This window comes from Streptococcus oralis, assembly GCF_016028255.1.
GTDB classification, from domain to species: domain Bacteria; phylum Bacillota; class Bacilli; order Lactobacillales; family Streptococcaceae; genus Streptococcus; species Streptococcus oralis_AC.
This window is the reverse complement of sequence record NZ_CP065707.1, coordinates 1415196-1440062: the sequence shown is the minus strand read 5'-3', so window position 1 is coordinate 1440062 and position 24867 is coordinate 1415196. Positions and strand designations below refer to the sequence as shown.

General features: G+C 40.7%; 21 protein-coding genes and 1 pseudogene. 13 read left to right on the top strand and 9 right to left on the bottom strand.

The features are described 5' to 3' along the window. Position 1: 1 nt before the first annotated feature. Both I6G42_RS07035 and I6G42_RS07030 read right to left on the bottom strand, forming a co-directional pair. The gene (locus tag I6G42_RS07035; protein WP_038805264.1) at positions 2-910 is read right to left on the bottom strand and encodes an ATP-binding cassette domain-containing protein; all 909 of its coding nucleotides are present in this window, start codon (positions 908-910) and stop codon (positions 2-4) included. 140 nt (positions 911-1050) lie between these two features. Next, positions 1051-1860 (bottom strand): Cof-type HAD-IIB family hydrolase, encoded by an 810-nt coding sequence (locus tag I6G42_RS07030; RefSeq protein ID WP_038805263.1) that lies wholly within the window; start codon positions 1858-1860, stop codon positions 1051-1053. A gap of 146 nt (positions 1861-2006) precedes the next feature. On the opposite strand from I6G42_RS07030, the gene I6G42_RS07025 reads away from it, so the two are divergent. The 5 genes from I6G42_RS07025 to I6G42_RS07005 all read left to right on the top strand — a co-directional run bounded on the left by I6G42_RS07025 (position 2007) and on the right by I6G42_RS07005 (position 11260). Next, positions 2007-2468 carry a MarR family winged helix-turn-helix transcriptional regulator gene (locus I6G42_RS07025; protein WP_038805262.1) on the top strand — a complete coding sequence of 154 codons (462 nt, stop codon included), beginning with the start codon at positions 2007-2009 and terminating at the stop codon, positions 2466-2468. Further along, complete coding sequence (locus tag I6G42_RS07020) at positions 2461-2880, top strand: EVE domain-containing protein (protein WP_038805261.1); 420 nt, start codon at positions 2461-2463, stop codon at positions 2878-2880. Before I6G42_RS07025 ends, I6G42_RS07020 begins: the two co-directional genes overlap by 8 nt. Positions 2881-2986: 106 nt before the next feature. Then, a complete protein-coding gene (gene rexB / locus I6G42_RS07015) occupies positions 2987-6262 on the top strand; it encodes an ATP-dependent nuclease subunit B (protein ID WP_038805260.1) in 3276 nt (1091 codons plus the stop codon). Then, positions 6259-9912, top strand: a complete 3654-nt coding sequence (gene addA / locus I6G42_RS07010; RefSeq protein ID WP_038805259.1) for a helicase-exonuclease AddAB subunit AddA — start codon at positions 6259-6261, stop codon at positions 9910-9912. The genes rexB and addA overlap by 4 nt, the downstream gene beginning before the upstream one ends. A gap of 169 nt (positions 9913-10081) precedes the next feature. Further along, positions 10082-11260: a hypothetical protein gene (locus I6G42_RS07005; protein ID WP_038805256.1), complete on the top strand. Its 1179-nt coding sequence runs from the start codon at positions 10082-10084 to the stop codon at positions 11258-11260. Positions 11261-11293: 33 nt separating this feature from the next. On the opposite strand, the gene I6G42_RS07000 is transcribed toward I6G42_RS07005, so the two are convergent. Next, positions 11294-11650, bottom strand: a complete 357-nt coding sequence (locus I6G42_RS07000; protein ID WP_038805254.1) for a type II toxin-antitoxin system PemK/MazF family toxin — start codon at positions 11648-11650, stop codon at positions 11294-11296. Beyond that, the gene (mazE, locus tag I6G42_RS06995; protein WP_038805253.1) at positions 11634-11849 is read right to left on the bottom strand and encodes a type II toxin-antitoxin system PemI/MazE family antitoxin; all 216 of its coding nucleotides are present in this window, start codon (positions 11847-11849) and stop codon (positions 11634-11636) included. The genes I6G42_RS07000 and mazE overlap by 17 nt, the downstream gene beginning before the upstream one ends. A 215-nt stretch (positions 11850-12064) precedes the next feature. On the opposite strand from mazE, the gene ylqF reads away from it, so the two are divergent. From ylqF to xerS, 8 genes and pseudogenes are all read left to right on the top strand, one after another. Beyond that, entirely contained in the window at positions 12065-12916 is an 852-nt protein-coding gene (gene ylqF, locus I6G42_RS06990; RefSeq protein WP_000201310.1) for a ribosome biogenesis GTPase YlqF, read from the top strand. Next, a complete protein-coding gene (locus I6G42_RS06985) occupies positions 12903-13688 on the top strand; it encodes a ribonuclease HII (RefSeq protein WP_038805252.1) in 786 nt (261 codons plus the stop codon). Before ylqF ends, I6G42_RS06985 begins: the two co-directional genes overlap by 14 nt. Positions 13689-13703: 15 nt before the next feature. Beyond that, the gene (locus I6G42_RS06980) at positions 13704-15254 is read left to right on the top strand and encodes a ClC family H(+)/Cl(-) exchange transporter (RefSeq protein WP_038805655.1); all 1551 of its coding nucleotides are present in this window, start codon (positions 13704-13706) and stop codon (positions 15252-15254) included. Positions 15255-15408: 154 nt separating this feature from the next. After that, on the top strand, positions 15409-15840 hold the full coding sequence (locus I6G42_RS06975; RefSeq protein WP_038805251.1) for a hypothetical protein: 432 nt from the start codon (positions 15409-15411) through the stop codon (positions 15838-15840). Next, a pseudogene (locus I6G42_RS06970) lies at positions 15840-16999 on the top strand (hypothetical protein). The gene I6G42_RS06975 and the pseudogene I6G42_RS06970 overlap by 1 nt, the downstream one beginning before the upstream one ends. Then, a complete protein-coding gene (locus tag I6G42_RS06965; protein ID WP_038805250.1) occupies positions 16981-17373 on the top strand; it encodes a hypothetical protein in 393 nt (130 codons plus the stop codon). The pseudogene I6G42_RS06970 and the gene I6G42_RS06965 overlap by 19 nt, the downstream one beginning before the upstream one ends. Further along, entirely contained in the window at positions 17354-17644 is a 291-nt protein-coding gene (locus tag I6G42_RS06960; RefSeq protein ID WP_038805249.1) for a hypothetical protein, read from the top strand. Before I6G42_RS06965 ends, I6G42_RS06960 begins: the two co-directional genes overlap by 20 nt. Before the next feature lie 142 nt (positions 17645-17786). Continuing rightward, positions 17787-18857 carry a tyrosine recombinase XerS gene (gene xerS, locus I6G42_RS06955; protein ID WP_038805248.1) on the top strand — a complete coding sequence of 357 codons (1071 nt, stop codon included), beginning with the start codon at positions 17787-17789 and terminating at the stop codon, positions 18855-18857. 79 nt (positions 18858-18936) lie between these two features. On the opposite strand, the gene I6G42_RS06950 is transcribed toward xerS, so the two are convergent. The 5 genes from I6G42_RS06950 to I6G42_RS06930 form a co-directional block, all read right to left on the bottom strand. Further along, positions 18937-19578 (bottom strand): hypothetical protein, encoded by a 642-nt coding sequence (locus I6G42_RS06950; RefSeq protein ID WP_038805247.1) that lies wholly within the window; start codon positions 19576-19578, stop codon positions 18937-18939. Between the two features lie 106 nt (positions 19579-19684). Then, complete coding sequence (locus tag I6G42_RS06945) at positions 19685-20674, bottom strand: lipoate--protein ligase (protein WP_038805246.1); 990 nt, start codon at positions 20672-20674, stop codon at positions 19685-19687. A 58-nt stretch (positions 20675-20732) separates the two neighbouring features. Next, positions 20733-22436, bottom strand: a complete 1704-nt coding sequence (gene lpdA, locus I6G42_RS06940) for a dihydrolipoyl dehydrogenase (protein ID WP_038805245.1) — start codon at positions 22434-22436, stop codon at positions 20733-20735. Positions 22437-22479: 43 nt separating this feature from the next. Further along, a complete protein-coding gene (locus I6G42_RS06935) occupies positions 22480-23523 on the bottom strand; it encodes a dihydrolipoamide acetyltransferase (RefSeq protein ID WP_038805244.1) in 1044 nt (347 codons plus the stop codon). Positions 23524-23869: 346 nt separating this feature from the next. Further along, the gene (locus I6G42_RS06930; RefSeq protein WP_038805243.1) at positions 23870-24862 is read right to left on the bottom strand and encodes an alpha-ketoacid dehydrogenase subunit beta; all 993 of its coding nucleotides are present in this window, start codon (positions 24860-24862) and stop codon (positions 23870-23872) included. Positions 24863-24867: the final 5 nt, after the last annotated feature.

Below are 24867 nucleotides of genomic sequence, written 5' to 3'. Positions count from 1 at the left end.
CCTATTCTACCAATTGTGTGAAGTATTCTTCTAGGTTTTGACGGGCAAAGTATATCTCATCAATAGCAACATCTGCCAAAGTTAGTTGCTTGAGAATCTGTTTGACATCTTGCTCATTACCAAAGATATGGATTTCATTTTCAGGATTGACAACCTTAAATTGGAGTTGGATTTGTTCTTTCAATACCTGACAAGCTCTTTCTTTGTCGCTTGTTTTAAGCACAATATAATCCTCACTCAGTGTTTCAAATTCAGCTTTACTGATTTCACGGATAATCTTACCTTGATCCAGAATACCAAAGCGATTAGCTAAGAGATAGAGTTCTGACAAGATATGGCTAGAGATGAGGATAGTTATGCCTTTTTCTTGATTGAGTCGCTGGATCATGAGACGAAATTCTTTGATTCCAATTGGGTCGAGGCCGTTAATGGGTTCATCAAGAATCAGGAAATCAGGTTTGGATAGGAGAGCAATGGCGATGCCAAGTCTTTGTTTCATTCCTAGTGAGAAATCACGAAAGACTTTTTTTCCTGTATCTGACAATCCAACATAGTCTAAGGTCTCATGGATCACCCTATCAGCATTTGGAATATGACGTATCATACAATAATATTTGAGATTTTGGTAGGCTGTTAAATGATTATGGGCTACAGGTGATTCGATAACAGAACCCACTCGAGATAAAGCCTTGGTCCACTCATTTTGTCCTTGGCTAGAAAAGAGGGAAACTGTACCTTTGTCCGCAAAGAGTAGTTGCGTAATGATTTTAATAAGAGTAGTTTTACCTGCTCCATTTTTTCCAATTAAACCATAAATATCTCCCTCTTTTATCGTTAGACTAAGATCTTGAAGAATAGCTTGTTGGCCGAATTGTTTGGTCAGTCCATGAATTTCGAGTACTGTTTTCATGATTTTCTCCTTTTGATTTATTTTTCTAACTTTAGTATAAGGTATAGAAATCAAAGAAACATCAAGTAATTCTAAAGAGTTTCTAAAGTTTTGTGATTCTTAAAAAAACAAAACCCAGTTGATATTACTGGGCTTTTTTACTATAAAATATACTTCTCAATGGCACGCGCGACGCCGTCTTCTTCATTGCTGGCTGTAACGTCATTGGCAAGGGATTTGACATGCTCACTAGCATTTCCCATAGCAATGCCAAGGCCTGCAAACTGGAGCATTTCGATATCATTATTAGCATCGCCCATGGCCATAATTTCTGACGGCTCAATCTGCAAAATCTCAGCTAGTCGTGAAAGAGCAGTAGCCTTGGTAGTCCCAAGTGGCATGGCTTCATAAATGACAGGCTGCGAACGAACGCCACTAAATCGTTGGCAGAGCTCCTCAGCAAAGCGATGCTCAAAATCGTCTGTTTGTTCTTTTGTTCCTAAAAACATACCTTGGAACATTCGATATTTGCCACTGGTCGCTTCCTCAAGGGAAATTTCAGTCAGGTCTGAAAAGACTAGCTTGGCATCATTTTGAACGATTTCATTAGTCTTGCCACCGAGGACAAAATAATGTTCCTCATCAAAAAGAGTCAACTGAACATCACTTTTTTCTGCTAAGTCATAGAGGTATTCAATGTCAGCTGGACTGAGTTCCTGCCAGTCAACTAGACTCCAGTCACTGGTCTGGTGGGTTGAGCAACCGTTATTGACGATGACATACTCATTCTGAAGGTCCAGTCCCAGTTTTTTGTAGTAGGGAAGGACACCGAAAAGCGGGCGACCCGTACAGAGAACCAGTTTGACACCTTTTTCAATGGCTTGGTGAATAGCAGTGATGTGGGCTTGCGGGATTTTCTTGGCTTCATTGAGGAGGGTTCCGTCCATATCCAAGGCAAGTAGTTTAATCATAAGACTTCCTTTTCTAGGTGTTTTGCTTTTATTATAGCATATAGACTATGAAATGTCCGACAGAATTGTAACATTTGACTTTCCTTTTCTTGAAAAAGAAAATAAAATCTTATATAATATATATACTTAATATTTAAGGAGAAATAATGACAAAGTATCAATTTAATTCAATTTACAAAAATGATGAAACAGAGTCTACAGGTCTTCTTTTCATCAAAGTCTACAACAAATGGGAAAGTAATTTAAAAAGAGTTTTGAAATCGGTTGGCCTCACTTTGCCTCAATTTATCGTTTTAACCTCGCTATTGTTTTTGAGCAATAGAGAGGAATATGTAACACAAGTTGATATTGCTCGGTTCACTGGTATGGATGTCATGACGGTTTCCCAGATTGTTAGACTACTGGAGAAGAAAGACTACATTAGACGCGATCAACACCCAAAGGATAGTCGGGCAAAACTTGTCTCAGTGACGAATTCTGGCGCGGAGAAGGTCAATCAAGCTTTACCTTTAGTAGAAGGGGTTGATGAAGAATTTTTTGATAAACTTTCTGAAGATAGAGAAAGTTTTAATCGCATGTTAGTAGAGTTGGAGGATAAAAATGCCTAGATATTGGGTTGGAGTTGTTTCGAAGAACCATGTTTTAAGAGGAGTTGAAGGGAATTTTTGCCAGGTCTGTCATGGAAAGGGTGGCCCCTTAAACCGTATGAAAAAAGGCGACTACCTTTTATACTATAGTCCCAAATACGATATGAACAGTCAAGATAAGTTACAGGCTTTTGTGGCTGTAGGTAAGATTACAGATGACAAAGCCTATCAAGTAGAGCAGTTTGAAGGATTCTTTCCCTTTAGACGAAATGTCGAGTATTATCAACCAGTCAAAGATTGTTCCATAGAAATAGCCAGACAACATCCTGAATGGAAAGACTATACTTCTCGACTTCGTTATGGACATTTTGAAGTTTCCAAAGACTTTTTCCTCTATATCTTTCAGCATATGAAAGTGGATGATGAAGTATGATTGATTTGCTAATTAAATGATTGTCAACTAGAATTTTGGATTTGGACTGTGAAACGAACTTTGCTATAATAGAGTAAGAAACTTTGATAAAGCAAACGAGGCTGAGATGAAATTACTTTATACTGATATTCGGACTTCTTTGACTGAAATTTTAACGAGAGAGGCGGAAGAGCTAGTTGCTGATGGCAAGCGTGTCTTCTATATTGCCCCCAACTCTCTTTCTTTTGAAAAAGAACGCGCTGTGCTGGAATGCTTGTCCCAGCAGGCTTCTTTTGCGATTACCGTCACGCGTTTTGCTCAGATGGCTCGTTACCTGGTTTTAAATGATTTGCCTACAAAGACCAGTCTAGATGACATCGGTCTTGGGATGGCTTTTTATAAATGTCTTGCAGAACTAGATCCTAAAGAGTTGCGAGTTTATGGTGCGATTAAACAAGATCCTCAGTTTATCCAGCAGTTGATTGAACTTTATCATGAGATGATGACTGCTCAGATGAGTTTTTTGGACTTGGAAAGTTTGACTGATGAGGATAAACGAGCAGATTTACTCTTGATTTTTGAGAAAGTAACTGCTTATCTCAATCAAAGCCAGTTGGCTCAGGGAAGTCAGTTGTCCCATTTGATTGAGGCTATTGAGAATGATAAGGTAAGTAGTGATTTTAGTCAGATTGCCTTGGTTATTGATGGATTTACCCGTTTTTCTGCCGAGGAAGAGCGTGTAGTGGATCTACTCCATCGCAAAGGTGCCGAGATTGTTATTGGGGCCTATGCAAGCAAGAAAGCCTATAGCAGTCCGTTCACTGAAGGGAATCTCTACCAAGCCAGTGTGGAATTTCTTCATCATTTGGGGGCAAAATACCAAACACCTGCTCAGGATCGTTCTCAGACTCATGAGAAAATGGATAGTTTTGACAAGGCTTCTCGTTTGCTGGAGTCTTCTTATGACTTTTCAGAACTCGCTTTAGATGTTGATGAGAAGGACCGTGAAAATCTGCAAATCTGGTCTTGTTTGACGCAAAAGGAAGAATTGGAATTGGTAGCCCGTAGCATTCGTCAGAAATTACATGACCATCCAGAACTGAGTTACAAGAATTTCCGTATTTTGCTGGGTGATGTGGCATCTTACCAGCTATCACTGAAAACTATTTTTGACCAGTACCAGATTCCTTTCTATCTTGGTAGAAGTGAATCCATGGCTCATCATCCCTTGACTCAGTATGTGGAGTCTATTTTGCGTTTGAAACGTTACCGTTTCCGTCAGGAGGACTTGATTAATCTTCTCAGAACAGGTCTGTATTCTGACCTTAGTCAGGCTGATATTGATGCTTTTGAGCAATATCTCCGCTATCTTGGCATCAATAGCTTGCCATCTTTTCAGCAGACCTTTACCAAATCCCACCATGGTAAATTTGATTTGAAAGGTTTGAATGCTATTCGTCTGCGAGTTTTAGCGCCACTTGAAACCTTATTTGCCAGTCGAAAACAAAAGGCTGAAAATCTCTTGCAAAAGTGGGGTATTTTTCTAAAAAATACTGCTTTAAGCAAGCAGATGCATGGTTTAACATCTACTATGGAGGCTTATGAACAGGAAAGGCAAGCCGAAGTTTGGAAGGCTTTCTGTCATGTTTTAGAACAATTTGCGACCGTTTTTGCAGGTTCACAAGTTAGTCTAGAGGATTTCCTAGCCTTGCTCCATTCTGGAATGAGCTTATCCCAGTATCGTACCATTCCAGCAACTGTTGATACTGTTCTGGTGCAGAGTTATGATTTGATTACCCCTCTGACCGCTGACTTTGTCTATGCCATCGGACTGACTCAGGACAATTTACCAAAAATTGCGCAAAACACCAGTCTGTTAACAGACGAAGAAAAACAAAGCCTAAACCAAGCGACTGAAGAGGGAGCGCAATTACTGATTGCAAGTAGTGAAAATCTCAAGAAAAATCGCTATACCATGCTTTCCTTAGTCAATGCTGCCCGCAAGCAGTTGGTGTTATCCGCTCCAAGTCTCCTCAATGAAAATGAGAGCAAGGAATCGGCCTATCTTCAGGAACTGGTGAGTTTTGGCTTTAATCGGATAGAGAAGAAGATTCATCAAAAAAGTCTATCTAAGGATGATATGGGTTCATATCACAGTCTTTTGTCTAGTCTGGTTGCCTATCATCAGCAGGGCGAGACAAGTAATACTGAGCAAGATTTGACCTTTGTCAAGGTTCTGGCGCGTGTGATGGGGAAAAAACTTAACCAAAAAGGTCTTACAAATCCAGCACTCCCAACTAGCCCAAGTAGCAAGCCATTAGAGAAAGAGACCTTGCAGGCACTTTATCCAGCTGACAAGGAGTTTTACCTGTCTACCTCTGGTTTAACGGAGTTTTACCGCAATGAATACAGTTATTTCCTCCGTTATGTCTTAGGTTTGCAGGAAGAATTGCGCCTACGTCCTGATGCTCGCAGTCACGGGAATTTCTTGCACCGTATTTTTGAACATGCCTTGAAACTACCTGCTGAAAATCCGTTTGACCAGCGTTTGGAACAAGCCATCAAGGAAACTAGTCAAGAACGCGAATTTGAAGCTATTTATCAAGAAAGTTTGGAAGCCCAGTTTACCAAGGAAGTTCTGCTTGATGTGGCTCGGACAACTGGTCACATCCTTCGTCATAATCCAGCCATTGAAACCATCCAAGAGGAAGCAACATTTGGTGGTAAAGATCAGGCCTTTATTCAATTGGATAATGGTCGCAGTGTCCATGTGCGAGGCAAGGTTGACCGCATTGACCGCCTGAAAGCTGATGGAGCGTTAGGAGTGGTAGACTACAAGTCTAGTTTAACTCAGTTCCAGTTTCCGAATTTCTTTAATGGCCTTAATTCCCAGCTGCCAACCTATCTTGCTGCCCTAAAAAGAGAGGGGGAGCAGAACCTTTTCGGTGCCATGTACTTGGAAATGGCTGAGCCTGTCCAATCTTTATTAGCTGTTAAAAGTTTGGCTGGAGCAGTAGCAGAAGCCAGCAAGTCTATGAAATACCAGGGGCTCTTTTTAGAAAAAGAAAGCAGTCATTTGGGCGAATTTTACAACAAAAACAAGGCCAATCAGCTGACAGATGAGGAGTTCCAGCTCTTACTAGAATATAATGCCCATCTGTACAAGAAGGCAGCTGAGAAAATCTTAAAGGGCCAGTTCGCCATCAATCCCTATACAGAAAATGGCAGAAGTATTGCCCCGTACGTTCAGCAACACCAAGCCATCACTGGTTTTGAAGCCAATTACCACTTGGGACAAGCCCGTTTCCTTGAGAAATTAGAGTTGTCTGACGGCAAGCGTCTGGTCGGAGAAAAACTCAAGCAAGCTTGGTTTGAGAAAATGAGAGAGGAGTTGAATCGATGAAGCCCATTTCCTTTTTAACTGAGGAAGAGATTCAAAAACTGCAAGAAGCAGAAGCGAGTTCAAGCAAGGAACAGAAGAAAACCGCCGAGCAAATCGAAGCCATTTATACGGCAGGGCAAAATATCCTTGTTTCAGCGTCTGCTGGTTCTGGGAAAACATTTGTTATGGCAGAGCGTATTCTGGACCAATTAACACGTGGCGTGGAAATCAGCCAACTCTTTATCTCGACCTTTACCGTCAAGGCTGCTACAGAACTCAAGGAACGTTTGGAGAAAAAAATCAGCCAACAAATTCAAGAAAGTAACGATGTCGATCTCAAACAACACTTGGGACGTCAATTGGCAGATCTACCAAACGCTACCATCGGAACCATGGACTCTTTCACACAAAAATTCCTTGGCAAACATGGCTATCTGATTGATATCGCACCAAACTTCCGTATTCTGCAAAATGAAAGTGAACAGTTACTCTTAAAGAACGAAGTTTTTCATCAGGTTTTTGAAGACCATTACCAAGGTGAAAATAAAGAGAAATTTGGTAGCTTGGTAAAGAACTTTGCTGGGCGAGGTAAGGATGAACGAGGTCTACGCCAGCAAGTCTACAAAATCTATGATTTTCTCCAATCCACTAGCAGTCCCAAAAAATGGCTGAACGAGTCTTTTCTCAAAGGGTTTGAAAAAGCTGACTTTACAAATGAGAAAGAGAAACTAACTGAGCAAATCAAGCAGGCGCTTTGGGACTTGGAAAGTTTCTTCCGTTATCATCTGGATAACGATGCCAAGGAGTTTCCCAAAGCTGCCTATTTAGAAAATGTGCAGTTGGTTCTGGATGAAATTGGCTCCTTAAATCAAGAGTCCGATAGTCAGGCTTATCAAGCAGTGCTTGCGCGTGTTGTCGCCATCTCGAAAGAGAAAAACGGTCGGGCTCTAGCTAACTCCAGTCGTAAGGCCGAATTGAAGCCACTGGCTGATGCCTACAACGAAGAAAGAAAGGCCCAGTTTGTTAAACTAGGAAGACTAGCAGACCAGATAACCATTCTCGACTACCAAGAGCGTTATCATGAAGACACCTGGGAGCTAGCTAAAACCTTCCAAACCTTTATGAGTGATTTTGTAGAGGCATATCGAGAACGTAAACGCCAGGAAAATGCCTTTGAATTCGCTGATATCAGCCATTATACCATTGAGATTTTAGAGAATTTCCCGCAAGTTCGTGAGGCTTATCAGGAACGCTTCCACGAAGTCATGGTCGATGAGTATCAGGATACCAACCACATTCAAGAACGGATGCTGGAATTGCTGTCGAATGGTCACAATCGCTTTATGGTGGGAGATATCAAGCAGTCCATCTACCGATTCCGTCAGGCAGACCCGCAGATTTTCAATGAAAAATTTCAACGCTATGCGCAAAATCCTCAAGAAGGAAAACTGATTTTGCTCAAGGAAAATTTCCGTAGTAGTTCAGAAGTGCTGTCAGCAACCAATGATGTTTTTGCACGCCTTATGGACCAAGAGGTCGGCGAAATCAACTATGACAGCATGCACCAGCTTGTTTTTGCCAATACCAAACTGACTCCCAATCCAGACAACAAGGCAGAATTTCTCCTCTACGACAAGAACGATAGTGGGCAAGAGGAAGAAGAAAGTGATGCAGACACGAAACTCACAGGAGAAATGCGCCTAGTTATCAAGGAAATCTTGAAGCTCCATCAGGAAAAAGGTGTTGCCTTCAAAGAAATTGCCCTTTTGACTTCCAGTCGCAGTCGTAATGATCAGATTCTACTTGCCCTGTCTGAGTACGGGATTCCTGTTAAAATCGACGGTGAGCAAAACAACTATCTCCAATCTTTAGAAGTGCAAGTCATGCTGGACACCCTGCGCGTCATTCACAATCCCCTGCAAGACTATGCCTTGGTAGCACTTATGAAGTCTCCTATGTTTGGTTTTGATGAGGACGAGTTGGCACGCTTGTCCCTTCAGAAAATAGAAGATAAGGTTCAAGAGAATCTCTATGAGAAACTGGTCAATGCTCAAAAACAAGCAGCTAGCCAGAAAGAGTTAATTCACACAGATCTAGCAGAAAAATTAAATCAATTCATGGATATCTTGGATTCTTGGCGCTTGTATGCCAAAACCCACTCTCTCTATGACTTGATTTGGAAGATTTACAACGATCGTTTTTACTATGACTATGTTGGAGCCCTGCCAAACGGTCCAGCTAGACAGGCCAATCTCTATGCCCTAGCTCTACGAGCTGACCAGTTTGAAAAGAGTAATTTCAAGGGCTTGTCTCGTTTTATCCGTATGATTGACCAAGTCCTAGAAGCCCAGCATGACCTCGCAAGCGTAGCCGTCGCACCGCCTAAAGATGCCGTGGAACTTATGACCATTCACAAGAGCAAAGGATTGGAATTTCCTTACGTCTTTATCCTCAACATGGATCAGGACTTCAACAAGCAAGACTCGATGTCAGAAGTTATTCTCGGTCGTCAAAATGGGCTTGGTATCAAATACATTGCCAAAGTGGAAACAGGAGCAGTGGAAGCACACTATCCTAAAACCATCAAACTCTCCATTCCCAGCCTTACCTATACCCAGAATGAAGAAGAATTGCAACTGGCTAGCTATTCAGAGCAGATGCGTCTGCTGTATGTTGCCATGACGAGGGCGGAGAGAAAACTTTATCTTGTCGGTAAAGGGTCTCGTGAAAAGCTAGAAGCCAAGGAATACCCAGCAGCAAACAATGGAAAATTAGATGGCAATACCAGACTGCAAGCAAGAAATTTCCAAGATTGGATCTGGGCTATCAGTAAAGTATTTGCCAAGGACAATCTCAACTTTAGCTATCGTTTTATTGGTGAAGACCAGTTGACTAGAGAAGCTATCGGAGAGTTGGAAAACAAGAGTCCTCTACAAGATAGCTCTCAATCAAGCAACCGTCAGTCAGAGACCATCAAAGAAGCTTTGGAAATGCTGAAAGAGGTGGAAGTTTATAATACTCTTCACCGTGAAGCCATTGAACTACCAAGTGTTCAAACCCCAAGTCAAATCAAGAAATTCTACGAACCCGTTATGGATATGGAAGGGGTACAAATTGCTGGTCAAACTCAATCAACTGAGAAGAAAATCTGCTTTGATTTACCAGATTTTTCAACTAAAGAAAAGGTAACTGGAGCTGAGATTGGTAGTGCAACCCACGAACTCATGCAGAGAATTGACCTCAGCCAGCGACCAACGCTTGCTAGCCTGACAGAAACTCTCAAACAAGTTCAAACTAGCCAAGTTGTCAGAGACAAGATCAATCTTTCTAAAATTCTCGCATTCTTTGACACAGCACTTGGTCAGGAAATTCTCGCTAATACCGGCCATCTCTACCGCGAGCAACCTTTTTCTATGCTCAAGCGGGACCAAAAAAGTCAGGAAGACCTTGTTGTTCGTGGGATCTTGGACGGCTATCTACTTTACGAGGACAGAATTATTCTTTTCGACTATAAGACAGACCGTTATGATGAACCAAGCCAACTCATAGACCGCTATCGTGGCCAGTTAGCCCTATACGGTGAGGCCTTATCACGAGCCTATTCGATTGAAAACATTGAAAAATACTTGATTTTGCTCGGCAAAGATGAGGTTCAAGTTATAAAAGTATAATTTATACTCTTCGAAAATCAAATTCAAACCACGTCAGCTTCACCTTGCCGTAGATATGTGACTGACTTCGTCAGTTCTATCCACAACCTCAAAACTGTGTTTTGAGCAACCTGCGGCTAGATTCCTAGTTTGCTCTTTGATTTTCATTGAGTATTAGAAAGGAGACCTCGTGACACTTCCAGTTAGAAAATCCCTGCACGATGCGGTTTTACAGGCTTCAAAAGCCGATACTTGGGATCAGGCAACCAAGGAATGGAATGAAGTTTCCTTGATTTTTAATGGCATTGGCCGTAGTAACTGTGTCTGCGGGAACGCCATAAAATACGCCTACGAACTCTTTAACGGAGTTACAGGCCAACGTCTCTTTCCTATCGGAAGCGACTGTGTTCGCCATTTTCATCGTATTAGCCTCGACCAGCAACTAGAAGAGGAAGAAAAACTACTCAGAAAAGTTGAAAACCTAACTAGAAAGGCTCAGAAAAAGGAAAAAATCAAGGTTAATAAAAGCGATTTTGACGAACGACTTCTAAAATGGTTTTGGGAGAAAGGTGTTTTCAAAGCCAATCGTGGCAATCAATTCGCGCCTGAGAGAGACTATCAGCTCTTCCTAGAGGTCTTTCAAGGCGGAAGTTGGACCAAGGCAGAGCCAAAGAAGAAGGCTCGTATGGAAGAAGTGCTGGAAAAGTGTATCAAACCTTTTCTACTTGGTAAGACCGATGACCAACTCTACCTTGTCAAACTAGGCAAGGAGAAAATTGACTACGAGCAGCATTTACGAATTCAAGCAGAGAAAGAACGTAAGAAAAGAGATAAAATCGCAAAGCAATACGCTGACAATCTCATTCTTGCCATGGAACCTGCAGAACGAGCCTATCAAGATTACTTTGGCTTTACAGAAACTCTCACCCAAGAAGAACGAAAATGGGAGAAAATCCTCTTTGGAAAAAATAGAGAGGAACGGGCTATCAAGACTAAACAAAACCAAAAGGAGTTGGAAAAGGATCAGCGAATTGCAAAGCAAGATCCTATTGAACGAAAGCAGAAGCAGACTTGGCTTCTTAATTCCTATTTTCGTGATTTGCCTGATGAAAAAGCCAGATTTTCTCGGCTTCTATTAGAATATCGAAAAAGTGGAGAAGTACCCTTTTCAGATGATTACTTATCTGAGCATCTCATCGATTTTTTCTACAAGATGAAAGCCTTTGAGTTTGAAATTGCACCAGAACAAGCTGCTGAATTTTTAAAAGAATGCCTTCAGGCAGAACATCTATCATCTGCACAAGAAAGTTGGACTAGAGGGATTCTCCTCAATTGTCTTCATCCGTTTTTAGATAGGTTGCTCATATAGAAAAAATCCTACCTTGTCTATGCATGGTAGGATTTAAGTATCTCCAAAGATGTACTGGTAAAGTTGGACGACTTTCTGAAAACATTGTGTGTCCATTCTTGTTATTTTTTGAGCATTACGCATCCGAAAATCAAAGGTATAGAGTTGAAATGGATTGACAGCGCCATCTACCTTGTCCGACGAGACAGGAACGAGCAAACCTTTTTCTGCCAAACGTTGTTGGCCATGAGTGATGGGACAGACAGCCACAAAACCAGTTTGCAAGGCATATTCTCTCCTAGAAACTACCAAGGCAGGTCGCCTTTTCTGAATTTCTCGACCGACTGATGGATCAAAATCCATCCAAATGATATCCTGCTTTTCAGGAATATAGTCAGATTTCGTTATCAAGTGACCTTACCCCTTCAAAATCATTTGTCATTCTCAAATCAGTAATCCCATCAAAAGGATCTTTTAGTTTTGGAGCTAAGACAATGACTCCGTCAATCCCTTTGTAGACGACCATTTCTTGACCTTCTGTCATCCCCAAATTTTTAGGAATGGTCACAGTGAGCGAATTCCCCACTTTCCGAGTCTTTACTATATTCATCGCTCTACCTCCACGAAATTGTATACACTAAGTATATACCTGTTGGCAAAAAAAGTCAAGTAAATCCTGACTGGCATCAAGGATGTTTCGTACCTATACTATTTGTCATTTATTGTGGTCAAAGCCTGTGCAAAAGTTCCTAATTTATGATAGAATAGGTAGTAAGAAAGAAAACGTTTTTACTACGTTTTTTTTAGTCGGAAGGGGAAAATATTATGGCTACTATTCAATGGTTTCCGGGCCACATGTCTAAGGCTCGGCGGCAAGTTCAGGAGAATCTTAAGTTTGTTGATTTTGTGACAATTTTGGTGGATGCTCGGCTACCTTTATCTAGTCAAAATCCTATGTTAACCAAGATTGTGGGTGATAAACCTAAACTCTTGATTTTGAACAAGGCGGACCTAGCAGACCCGGCAATGACCAAAGAATGGCGTCAGTATTTTGAATCACAGGGAATTCAAACTCTGGCTATCAACTCCAAAGAGCAAGTAACTGTGAAAGTTGTGACAGATGCTGCTAAAAAGCTCATGGCTGATAAGATTGCACGCCAGAAAGAACGCGGTATCAAGATCGAAACCTTGCGGACTATGATTATCGGAATTCCAAACGCTGGTAAATCAACTCTGATGAACCGCTTGGCTGGTAAGAAAATCGCAGTTGTCGGCAACAAACCTGGTGTGACCAAGGGGCAACAATGGCTTAAAACCAATAAAGACTTGGAAATCTTGGATACACCAGGAATTCTCTGGCCTAAGTTCGAAGATGAAACTGTCGCTCTAAAACTAGCCTTGACTGGAGCTATCAAAGACCAGTTGCTTCCTATGGATGAGGTGACCATTTTTGGTCTCAATTATTTCAAAAAACATTATCCAGAAAAGCTAGCTGAACGCTTCAAACAAATGAAAATTGAAGAAGAAGCACCTGTTATCATCATGGATATGACACGTGCCCTTGGTTTCCGAGACGACTACGACCGCTTTTACAGCCTCTTCGTCAAGGAAGTCCGTGATGGAAAACTCGGTAACTATACCTTAGATACATTGGACGACATCGATGACGACGATTAAAGAAATCAAAGAACTTCTTGCTGCAATCAAGGATTTAGAAAGCCCTATTTTTTTAGAACTCGAAAAAGATACTCGTTCTGGAGTTCAAAAGGAAATCAGCAAGCGTAAAAAAGCCATTCAGGCAGAACTGGATGAAAACCTTCGTTTGGAATCCATGATTTCCTATGAAAAGGAGCTTTATAAACAAGGATTGACCTTAATAGCAGGTGTTGATGAGGTCGGCCGTGGTCCTCTGGCTGGTCCTGTGGTCGCTGCAGCCGTTATTTTACCAAAAAATTGTAAGATTAGAGGCCTCAACGACAGCAAGAAGATCCCTAAAAAGAAACATCTGGAAATTTATCAAGCCGTTCAAGACCAAGCCTTGGCAATAGGTATTGGTATCAAGGATAATCACATCATTGACCAAGTCAATATCTACGAGGCGACCAAGCTGGCCATGAAGGAAGCAATCTCCCAGCTCAGTCCGCAACCTGAGCATCTCTTGATAGATGCCATGAAACTGGAGTTACCAATTTCACAAACCTCCATTATCAAAGGAGATGCTAACTCCCTCTCCATCGCAGCTGCATCTATAGTGGCTAAGGTGACACGGGATAATATTATGAAGGACTATGATAATCAATATCCCGGCTATGATTTCACGGCTAATGCAGGATATGGAACAGCTAAACATCTAGACGGACTCAAGAAACTAGGAGTTACCCCAATTCACCGAATCAGCTTTGAACCCGTTAAATCATTGGTTGCAGAAGAAAAAGAAAGTTTAAGTTAGAAGGAATGAATGATTATGGAGGAACAGTCAGAAATACTCAGCTCCAAGAAGGAATTTGCCTTTGCCTCAAGCACCATATTATCCCAAGTTGGGCGAGGGGTCATTGTCGGTCTCGTCGTCGGACTAATCGTCGGATCCTTTCGGTTTTCAATCGAAAAAGGCTTCCACCTGATACAAGGACTCTATCAAAATCAAGCGCACCTAGTGCGCAATCTTTTTATCATTGGTCTATTTTATTTAATTGTTAGCTGGCTCAGTGCGAAATTAACTCGGTCAGAAAAAGATATCAAGGGTTCAGGAATTCCTCAAGTCGAAGCCGAACTAAAGGGACTGATGACTCTCAACTGGTGGAGTGTCCTTTGGAAAAAATATATTCTAGGTATTCTTGCTATTGCCAGTGGCCTTATGCTAGGTCGAGAAGGGCCAAGTATTCAACTTGGAGCAGTTGGTGGTAAAGGCATCGCCAATTGGCTCAAATCTAGCCCAGTAGAGGAACGTTCCCTGATTGCCAGTGGAGCTGCTGCAGGTTTAGCAGCTGCCTTTAATGCACCAATTGCAGGTCTCCTCTTTGTTGTAGAAGAAGTCTATCACCATTTTTCCCGCTTTTTCTGGGTCTCAACTCTAGCAGCCAGTCTCGTAGCAAACTTTGTTTCTCTGCTCATATTTGGCTTAACACCCGTACTGGATATGCCAGACAACATTCCTCTCATGACTCTAGACCAGTATTGGATTTACCTCCTTATGGGAGTTTTTCTCGGACTCTCTGGTTTTCTCTATGAGAAAGCTGTACTTAATGTTGGTCGAGTTTATGACTGGATTGGTCAAAAAATCCATTTGGATAGAGCTTATTATCCAATCCTAGCCTTTATCCTTATCATACCAGTCGGGATTTTCTTGCCACAAATCCTCGGTGGTGGAAATCAGGTCGTTCTTTCTTTGACTGAGCAAGATTTTAGTTTTCAGGTTTTATTAGCTTACTTTCTGATTCGCTTTGTTTGGAGCATGATTAGCTATGGAAGTGGTCTCCCAGGAGGAATTTTCCTTCCCATTCTGGCGCTTGGTTCCTTGCTTGGTGCCCTAGTCGGTGTCATTTGTGTCAATCTTGGGCTTGTCAGTCAAGAGCAATTTCCTATATTTGTCATTTTAGGAATGAGTGGCTACTTTGGGGCAATATCCAAGGCTCCCTTAACCGCTATGATACTCGTAACCGAGATGGTTGGAGATATTCGCAACCTCATGCCACTTGGCTTAGTGACCTTGGTCGCCTACATCGTCATGGATCTGCTCAAGGGTGCTCCAGTCTATGAAGCTATGCTAGAAAAAATGCTACCAGAAGAAGCGACAGACGAAGGAGAAGTTACCCTCATTGAAATCCCTGTATCAGATAAGATCGCTGGAAAACAGGTTCACGAGCTCAACTTGCCACATAACGTACTCATCACCACCCAAGTACATAATGGCAAAAGCCAAACAGTTAACGGCTCAACCAGAATGTATCTGGGTGATATGATTCACCTAGTGATTCCAAAAAGTGAAATTGGAAAAGTCAAAGATTTGTTGTTGTAGGTGACGTTTACATAATTTATATTATGTATTTTAAGTTCAGGATTTTCAATAAATTACTTTAGAAACCGATTCTCGCGCAGAGATCGGTTTTTACTTCTTATATCGTTAAAATTAATTAAAATATAGTATAATAAGAAAAAGGAGAAAAACTCAAATGAACAATTCTGGAATTAAAAAAAGTCATAAAAGGCTACTAATCGTTTTGTTAGTTGCATTCATTACAGCAGGAGGTGTTTTTATGTTTAGTATGTTAGGGAAGTCTCAAGAAGAGCGTCGAAATAGAGAGTACGAAGTTAGTTTGGTTGAAACTTTAAAAGATAGTTATGAGGGTATTGAAGAAATTAGATTTTCTAATGCAAACTACACAAATCCTCCAGGAAGTTGGACTTGCGTAGTTGAACTATATTTTAACGAGAGAAGCATAAAATATAAAATTAATTATTCAAAAAAAGATAAACGTATTTCTGATGTATCTTTAGAGAGAGAGAATAGAAAAGAGGACCGAGAATTTTTAAATAGTCACTTGGGTAAGACTAGTAAACTCACAAAAATTATTTATTCAGATGGTTCAGAAGGAGAATATTAATGGTATACACTTATACTGATAAACAACTCAATGAATTAAATCACGGAAAAAATGTTTATAGTGTAAATTTTGAATATGCTGAAAGGGAAGTTGAAAAGAAAGTTGTAGCCAAAACAAATGATAAGTTATCTTCGGATGAAACTAACACTATTATAAAAATGTAGCTGTGATTGCTACTGGAACGGATCCTGATAGTCCGGTGAATAAAACTATGTTCAGCTCACGCGACGTCAATAGTGCCATAATTGCAAGGCAAACTTATTTATCTCCACAATATAAGGTTGCTGACCAATTCGTAAAAGAGATTATGGATGATCCCAGATATGAAGTTAGTCAACTATCGGGCTATTCACAAGGGGCTTATATGCTTAAAGTAGGGGCTAAATATCACATACCTACAACCACCTTTAATGCTTGGTTTAAATATGGAGCCCTTTCATTGAAAGAAAAAGCATTTATTGAAAGTAACCCTTCTATGTTTATAGATTACCGTAGAAAAAATGATGACGTAGTAGTCTGGAATGATTTTAACCATCCAGAATGGTATAATACTACCACTACAAATTCTATGCCTAGTACGATTCACTGGCTTGATGGTTCGAGTCATAAAATTGGTGACTGGGAGTTTGATCCTGTAACTGGTCAACTTGTAGATGGCAAAGGAGGGAAACCCTTAATCAGTGGCGTTTATCGAGCCTATGCCAACAGTCTCCGAGGAATGGCTCATTACAAGGACTTGAAATCAAAATGGTCATCAGGTGGCATTAGTAGCTCTGAGAAAATATACTTAGATGCAGCTCAAGGTTCTATCCTATCATCATCTATGGCTACAGCAGCAAGAACTGGAGCTGATGAAGTCAGCGCCTTAGCCAAAAAAGCAAATCAAGAATTACAAGAAATTTGGTCAAAAATCGACTTTTCAAGCTACACAGCCTTAGCTCCCTATGAGGTTGAGGCCCTTTTTGCTAGCCAAGGTATCACTCAAGCACAGTTTATCGATACGTTTCAGGCAGAGACAAATCAAACAGCCACTAAGATGAATGCTTCCGCCCAAGCATTTGAAAATATGGATCAACAATTACAGGAAGTCATCGAAAAAACAGTAGCAACAGACAAGCAATTAGCCAAGGAGTTTCGACAATGGAAAGAAAAGATGTAAAATGGGAAGAAATAAGAGAGAAAGAAAGAGAACTATTTGCTCTAGAAGACCAATATTATCAAGAAAAGAAGAAACTCGATAACAAAGCACTCGATCTAGACGAACGAAATGCAAACTTAGAAAAACTGATATCCGAAGAAGTTGATAAAATGTATCAAATCTTGAGAAAATTTTCGTCAAGTGCTGATGATGTTAGAGACTACTTTACAGAAATAGAAAATATGAGACACTTTTCAGATCAGGTATACAGAGAACGTAGAATTAAACTCGAAGATGAGAGAGAAAAATACGATAACGAGTTTCGCAAAAAAAGAAATGATTTAGACGAAGAATTTCACAAACTAAGGAGAGATTATGCAAGCGCCAATGAATGAATACTACACTGATGAAGAATATCAATATGCACTGAAACAAATGTATCGAATGATGGAAAGAAACCGAATTATTACGGAAGCAAGGTTAGCAATATCAGCAAAAAATAAATTAAAAGAAAACTTTAATATGGCAGCTGAAAAAATTGCTACAGAAACCAAATCAACCATCACAAGCATAAATAGCCAAATGGACACTGCAATTAAAGGTAAAGTTCGCAAGAGTCTTGAAGCAAAGATTCCGAATATGTTACTCAAGTATGATGAAATTTAATAAAGTAGTTCAGAATAAATGGAATAAAGTTAGACTTCTGTTTTTAAGTTTCTTATAACATCTTTCCGAAAAACTATAATTTTCTTGAAAAATAAATATGTCTATGCTATACTACTAGTAGACTTAATTATGGAGAAAATACATGAAACGTGAGATTTTACTAGAACGAATCGACAAACTAAAACAAATCATGCCCTGGTATGTTCTGGAATACTACCAATCTAAGCTTGCTGTCCCCTATAGCTTTACAACCTTGTACGAATACCTCAAGGAATATGACCGATTTTTCAGCTGGGTTTTAGAGTCTGGGATTTCAAATGCTGATAAAATGGCTGATATTCCTTTATCGGTCTTGGAAAACATGTCAAAGAAAGATATGGAATCCTTTATCCTATATCTAAGAGAACGACCTTTGCTGAATGCCAATACAACCAAACAAGGCGTTTCTCAGACGACCATTAATCGGACTTTGTCGGCACTTTCTAGTCTTTACAAGTATCTAACAGAGGAGGTTGAAAACGACCAGGGAGAACCCTATTTCTATCGTAATGTAATGAAGAAAGTTTCAACCAAGAAAAAGAAAGAAACTCTTGCTGCCAGAGCTGAAAACATCAAGCAAAAGCTCTTTCTAGGTGATGAAACAGAAGGTTTTCTGACTTATATCAACCAAGAGTATCCAAACCAGCTCTCAAATCGTGCCTTATCCTCCTTTAATAAAAATAAGGAACGTGATTTGGCCATTATCGCCCTTCTCCTAGCGTCTGGTGTCCGCCTATCTGAAGCTGTTAATCTGGATCTAAGAGATCTCAATCTCAAAATGATGGTTATCGATGTCACTCGAAAAGGTGGCAAACGTGACTCGGTCAATGTCGCTGCCTTTGCCAAGCCTTATCTTGAAAATTATCTAGCCATTCGAAATCAACGCTATAAGACGGAAAAGACGGATACAGCACTCTTTCTGACCTTATATCGTGGTGTTCCCAATCGTATCGATGCCTCCAGCGTTGAGAAAATGGTTGCTAAGTACTCTGAGGACTTCAAAGTCCGTGTAACTCCCCACAAACTACGCCATACTCTGGCGACTAGGCTCTATGATGCTACTAAATCGCAAGTTTTGGTCAGCCATCAGCTAGGACACGCCAGTACACAAGTCACTGACCTCTATACCCATATCGTCAATGATGAACAAAAGAATGCCTTGGATAGTTTATAAGTATTACATATTATAAATTATGTAAACTAACTATCGCTAAAAAACGAAAGACCAATTTCTATTATCTTTCGTTTTTTGTTTATTTAAACTCAATCCAGTAGTTACGATGGGGCTCGATTATTACTGGATTACCCCAAAAGGCTTTCAGATAAGCTAAATTTGCGTGGCTTACTGGTCTTTTTGCATCATTATATTGCTCAGCGCTCTCTTTAGTTAGAAAGCATTTTACTGCTTCATAAGAAGTTCCATCAGCTGATTCTCTTTCGATTCCCATATACGAAATTTCGTCACCCTTTTTAAGACTGTCAGTCAACAGTTTACCAATAAAATACACTGTCTTATCCTTCATCAGTTCATAAGCTTTACCATTTTCCAGTCGGTTATTTGCTGCAGCGTACATAATACAAAAACTATCAACAATGTCTTTCAAAGGCATTAAGTCCTCTTTGTTTACTTTGATTTCATCAGGAAGAAGACCGCCAATTATAAGATTTTGAAAATGAGCTTGCTGGATTACATTATCTAAAGCTATTCCTAAAGGTATTTGAACAGCCTGGTATCCTAAAGGCTGAAGCTCTTTGTATTTCATATCATAATGTTCTTGTGTAATGCTTATATTTAAACTTTCAGTTTGAGAAATTTCTTCATTTCTATAAAAAGCAACAACATTGCGGTCTAACTGTTCAAATAGATTAAGACTTTCTACTGGAATTTCTAACATTAATGAATAACTCCTTTTCATTTTCCATTACTATTATAATCTAATCAGCTTAATTATTAAATTTAAACCTAATAAAAGAATCCATCATAAATGGACTCTTTTTTCCTTACCCCACTACTGCTTCAGCGATTTCTTCTCGGCTAATACCAGCAAAGTAGCGTGTGATGTCAATAGTTTCTAAGGCCTTAAGAACATCTTCGCGTTCGTATTTCACTCCACGAAGGACATCTTCTACTGCAGCAACATCTTCGATACCAAAGAAGTCACCATAAATCTTGATATCTTGGATTTTTGATTCAATGACGTTAGCGAAGACTTCAACCTTACCACTAGTGAATTTTGTTCCACGACGGACGTTAAATTCAGGTGATTTACCGTAGTTCCAGTCCCAAGTACCAAACTTGGTATCCTTGATGCGATTGATTTCCGCCATTTCTTGCTCAGAAAAAGTGTACTCAGTCATCTCTGGGTACTCTTTTTTCATGTATTCCAATAGCAAATCACGGAATTCTTCAACTGTGATCTTTTCTGGTAATTCATCGATAATATTGGTCACACGAGCACGGACGGATTTCACACCTTTTGACTCAAATTTGTCCTTTGAAACCTTGAGGGCATTAGCAAGGACTGATAAATCAACGTCAAATAACAAGCAACCGTGGTGCATGATACGTCCATTGATATAGGCTTGGGCATTGCCACAGAATTTTTTGCCATCAATTTCTAGGTCATTACGGCCTGTGAACTCAGCTTTAACACCGAGTTGAGCCAAGGTATTGATTACTGGAGTTGAGAAGCTCTTGAAGTCAAAGGCCTTGTTTTCGTCTTCTTTTGAAATGATGGTGTAGTTGAGGTTGTTTAAATCGTGATAAACAGCACCACCACCACTGATACGGCGGACTACCTCAATCCCATTTTCGCGAACATAATCACGGTTGATTTCTTCGATAGTGTTCTGGTGACGACCAACAATGATAGAAGGTTTGTTAATCCAAAGAAGGAAGATTTGATCCTCATCAAGTAGGTGTTTAAAGGCATATTCTTCCAAGGCAATATTAAAGGTGGTGTCGTTTGAATGATTGATAATATATTTCATGATATCCCTTTATACGATAGAGACTGGAAATAACCTTCCAGTCTAATCTATCTTCGTTTTATTTTTTCTTAGGTGAATGGATGGCCATTCCTAGTACATCTGCAAATGCTTCGTACATAACTTCAGAGTAGGTTGGGTGTCCGTGGATGGTCTTCAGCATTTCTTCAACAGTGATTTCCATTTCGATAATGCTTGACGCTTCGTTGATCAATTCTGCAGCTGCTGGACCAATGATATGAACACCAAGGATTTCTCCGTATTTCTTATCGGCGATAACTTTTACGAAACCTTGAGCAGCATCTGAAGCAATGGCACGACCGTTAGCTGCAAAGTTGAATTTACCGATAGCGACATCGTATTTCTCACGGGCTTGTTCTTCTGTGAGACCTACAGCTGCTACCTCAGGAAGAGTGTAAATGGCCGCAGGAGTCAAGTTAAGTTTCGCTACAACGTGATTTCCTTTAAGCGCATTTTCAGCGGCAACTTCACCCATACGGAAGGCTGCGTGAGCCAACATCTTGGTACCATTGATATCACCTGGTGCATATATACCTGGAACAGAAGTTTCCATGTATTCATTAACCTTGATACGTCCACGATCCAATTCAAACTCAACTTCGCCAATACCTTCAAGATCTGGAACACGACCGATTGAAAGAAGAGCTTTATTTGCGATGATATCGTCTTTTCCTTCAACCTTGATACGAAGTTGACCATTTTCCTCGATAATTTCTTGCAGTTTTGTACCTGTTAAGATGGTCATTCCTTTGCGCTCAAGGATCAAGCGAAGGTTCTTAGAAACTTCGGCATCCATAGCTGGAACGATACGGTCCATCATTTCGATAACAGTCACTTTTGAACCAAATGTCATGAAGGCCTGACCGAGTTCGATACCGACAACGCCACCACCGATGATTACGAGGCTTTCTGGAACTTCGTTCATTTCAAGAATGTCGTCACTTGTCATCACGAGTGATGATTCCATACCAGGAACTTTGATCTTGCTGACTTTTGAACCACCAGCAAGGATGATTTTCTTGGTTTCAAGCAATTCCGAACCATTAACCAAGACATTCTTGTCTTTGGTGATGGTACCAATTCCCTTATGAACAGTAACTCCGTAGCTACGAAGAAGACCTGCAACTCCACCTACCAAAGTATTGACAACCTTAGACTTGGTTTCAAGGAGTTTGTCCATATCTACAGTGAAGTTTGGATTTTCGATGACGATACCACGGTTTGCTGCATGACCGATGTTTTCGATGATTTCAGCGTTATGAAGGTAGGTCTTAGTTGGGATACAGCCACGGTTCAAGCACGTTCCACCGAGTTCAGATTTCTCAACAAGAGCAACCTTACCACCGAGTTGGGCAGCTTTAATCGCTGCCACGTAACCAGCAGGACCTCCACCAATCACAACGATATCAAAGGCATCATCACTCTTACCATCGTCGTTTGAGGCACTAGCTGCAGGTGCAGGTTTTGATTCTGGCGCTGCCGCTCCAGCGGTTGGGATGTTTTCACCTTCTTCGCCAAGATAACCGATAACTTCAGTTACTGGAACAGTTTCACCATCTCCTTTGAGGATGGCAATCAAGTATCCATCTTCTTCGGCTTCTAATTCCATGCTGACTTTGTCAGTCATGATTTCCAAAAGGATTTCTCCTTCTTTTACAAATTCCCCGACTTTCTTATTCCATTGGACGATTTGTCCTTCTGTCATATCCACGCCGGCTTTTGGCATAATTACTTCTAAGGCCATGTCTTACTTCCTTTATCTAAAACTCTAAAATAACAATAGCTACTTAAACCAACATTGAGATTGGATTCTCAATCAAGGCTTTCAAATCTTTCATAAACTTAGCACCAGCCATACCATCTACAACACGGTGGTCAATAGTTAATCCTAGGCTCATGATAGGGCGAATGACAATCTCACCATTGACAACTACAGGTTTCTCAACTGTTGAGCTAACCCCGAGGATAGCTGAGTTTGGTTGGTTGATGATCGGACCAAAAGATTGAACGCCAAACATTCCCAAGTTACTAATTGTGAAGGTTGAGTTTTGCAACTCACTTGGAGCTAATTTACCATCCAAGGTACGACCAATGACATCCTTGAAGGCTACAACCAGCTCTGAAAGGCTCATCTTTTCAGCATTATAAACAACAGGTGTCATCAATCCATCATCCATACCAACTGCCATAGCAAGGTTGACATAGTTATGAGTGATAATGGTCTTGCCGTCTTCGGTCAACGAAGCGTTGATATAAGGGTGTTTCATAAGGGTCTTTACAACAGCGAGAGAAAGAAGGTCTGTAACCGTTACTTTCTTACCAGTTGCTTCCATGATTGGATCAAGAACCTTCTTACGAAGAGCCAGCATCTCAGACATATCGACATCGTAGTTGAGCGTGAAGGTTGGCGCAGTCAGGTAGGATTCAACCATACGTTGGGCGATAACCTTACGCATTGGTGTCATTGGAATACGCTCAATCTTACCATAAGGAGTGATATTGTCTGGAATTTCTTCCGCTTTTTCGATTTGAGCAGGAGACTTGATGGTGTCGTTTTCGATATTTTCAGGAAGGAAGGCCAAAACGTCCTTCTTCATGATCTTACCACGATGACCCGTTCCTTGGATTTCCTGCCAAGCAATGTTATGTTCGAGGGCAATTCGTTTTGCAAGTGGCGAAATGCGAACCACATTTGTGTCTTTATAAGTTTCCACGTCTTCTTTGTGGACACGACCGTTTGCACCTGAGCCAGAAACGTCGTAGAGGTTGATACCTAGATCATCCGCTAACTTTCTAGCCGCAGGAGTCGCTCTTAGCTTGTCATCAGCCATGACCTCTCCAATTCTAATTATGATACTAAGGGCGTAAAAAGTCAAAGTGAAAATAGTAAACTTGACGAAGAAATTTTAGTTTCTAGGATAGTTTATCTTTTTCACACAGACTTTAGCCCGTGTTCAACTCTACAAGTAACTTGTACACGAAACGTGTCTCAAGTTACTACGGTTGCCGCTGTTAGGCGACCAACCTAGTAGACTTACTAATTCATTCGTCGAATATTATCGATTCGACTCACTCATGTCGCAACTTTACACGCAACTTGGATACAAAACATATCTCAAGTTGCTAAAGTTAAAACTTCAAATGGTTTACATAATTTAACTTATGCACCTTTATTCTTTATTCTTTGTTATAAGTTTTTCGGATGGCATCTTTGATGCTTTCAACTGTGGGAATCATTGCATTTTCTAGATTCTGTGCGTAAGGCATTGGCACATCTTCTCCAGCGCAACGGCGGATTGGTGCGTCTAGATAATCAAATGCTTCTGATTCTGAAATAATAGCTGAAATCTCTCCGATATAGCCACTTGTTTTGTGAGCATCGTTGACAAGAACCACCTTACCAGTCTTCTTCACTGAGTTAATGATGATATCCTTATCAAGAGGAACAAGAGTACGCGGGTCCACAATTTCAACTGAAATGCCTTCTTCAGCTAATTCTTCAGCAGCTTGAACCACACGGCGAAGCATTTTCCCATAAGTAACAACTGTTACATCCGTTCCTTCTCGTTTGATTTCCCCAACTCCAAGTGGAATTGTGTATTCTGGATCAACTGGCACTTCCCCTTTTTGGTTAAATTCTGACTTGTACTCAAGAATGATAACAGGGTTATTATCACGGATAGAAGACTTGAGCAGTCCTTTCATGTCTGCAGGTGTACCTGGAGCTACAACCTTAAGTCCAGGAATGTGAGTAAACCAAGACTCTAGAGATTGCGAGTGCTGGGCTGCAGAACCAACACCGTTACCAGCTGCACATCGAACTGTCATTGGAACCTGACCTTTACCACCAAACATATAACGTGTTTTAGCGGCTTGGTTGACGATATTGTCCATGGCAATAACCGAGAAGTCCATGAAGGTCATATCGACAATTGGACGAAGTCCTGTCATGGCTGCTCCTGCTGCTGCTCCCGAGATGGCAGCTTCAGAAATCGGACAGTCACGAACACGTTCTGGGCCAAATTCTTCGAGCATTCCAACAGAAGTACCGAAGTCTCCTCCGAAAACACCGACGTCTTCTCCCATCAAGAATACATTTTCATCGCGACGCATTTCCTCAGACATAGCAAGGATAATGGTGTCGCGGAAGGACATTGTTTTTGTTTCCATTTTAT

Bases quoted from the DNA above. Each gene is read 5' to 3' on its own strand.
- I6G42_RS07035 (WP_038805264.1), bottom strand. From the start codon at position 910: ATGAAAACAGTACTCGAAATTCATGGACTGACCAAACAATTCGGCCAA.
- I6G42_RS07030 (WP_038805263.1), bottom strand. From the start codon at position 1,860: ATGATTAAACTACTTGCCTTGGATATGGACGGAACCCTCCTCAATGAA.
- I6G42_RS07025 (WP_038805262.1), top strand. From the start codon at position 2,007: ATGACAAAGTATCAATTTAATTCAATTTACAAAAATGATGAAACAGAG.
- I6G42_RS07020 (WP_038805261.1), top strand. From the start codon at position 2,461: ATGCCTAGATATTGGGTTGGAGTTGTTTCGAAGAACCATGTTTTAAGA.
- rexB (WP_038805260.1), top strand. From the start codon at position 2,987: ATGAAATTACTTTATACTGATATTCGGACTTCTTTGACTGAAATTTTA.
- addA (WP_038805259.1), top strand. From the start codon at position 6,259: ATGAAGCCCATTTCCTTTTTAACTGAGGAAGAGATTCAAAAACTGCAA.
- mazE (WP_038805253.1), bottom strand. From the start codon at position 11,849: ATGAATATAGTAAAGACTCGGAAAGTGGGGAATTCGCTCACTGTGACC.
- ylqF (WP_000201310.1), top strand. From the start codon at position 12,065: ATGGCTACTATTCAATGGTTTCCGGGCCACATGTCTAAGGCTCGGCGG.
- I6G42_RS06985 (WP_038805252.1), top strand. From the start codon at position 12,903: ATGACGACGATTAAAGAAATCAAAGAACTTCTTGCTGCAATCAAGGAT.
- I6G42_RS06980 (WP_038805655.1), top strand. From the start codon at position 13,704: ATGGAGGAACAGTCAGAAATACTCAGCTCCAAGAAGGAATTTGCCTTT.
- I6G42_RS06975 (WP_038805251.1), top strand. From the start codon at position 15,409: ATGAACAATTCTGGAATTAAAAAAAGTCATAAAAGGCTACTAATCGTT.
- I6G42_RS06965 (WP_038805250.1), top strand. From the start codon at position 16,981: ATGGAAAGAAAAGATGTAAAATGGGAAGAAATAAGAGAGAAAGAAAGA.
- I6G42_RS06960 (WP_038805249.1), top strand. From the start codon at position 17,354: ATGCAAGCGCCAATGAATGAATACTACACTGATGAAGAATATCAATAT.
- xerS (WP_038805248.1), top strand. From the start codon at position 17,787: ATGAAACGTGAGATTTTACTAGAACGAATCGACAAACTAAAACAAATC.
- I6G42_RS06950 (WP_038805247.1), bottom strand. From the start codon at position 19,578: ATGTTAGAAATTCCAGTAGAAAGTCTTAATCTATTTGAACAGTTAGAC.
- I6G42_RS06945 (WP_038805246.1), bottom strand. From the start codon at position 20,674: ATGAAATATATTATCAATCATTCAAACGACACCACCTTTAATATTGCC.
- lpdA (WP_038805245.1), bottom strand. From the start codon at position 22,436: ATGGCCTTAGAAGTAATTATGCCAAAAGCCGGCGTGGATATGACAGAA.
- I6G42_RS06935 (WP_038805244.1), bottom strand. From the start codon at position 23,523: ATGGCTGATGACAAGCTAAGAGCGACTCCTGCGGCTAGAAAGTTAGCG.
- I6G42_RS06930 (WP_038805243.1), bottom strand. From the start codon at position 24,862: ATGGAAACAAAAACAATGTCCTTCCGCGACACCATTATCCTTGCTATG.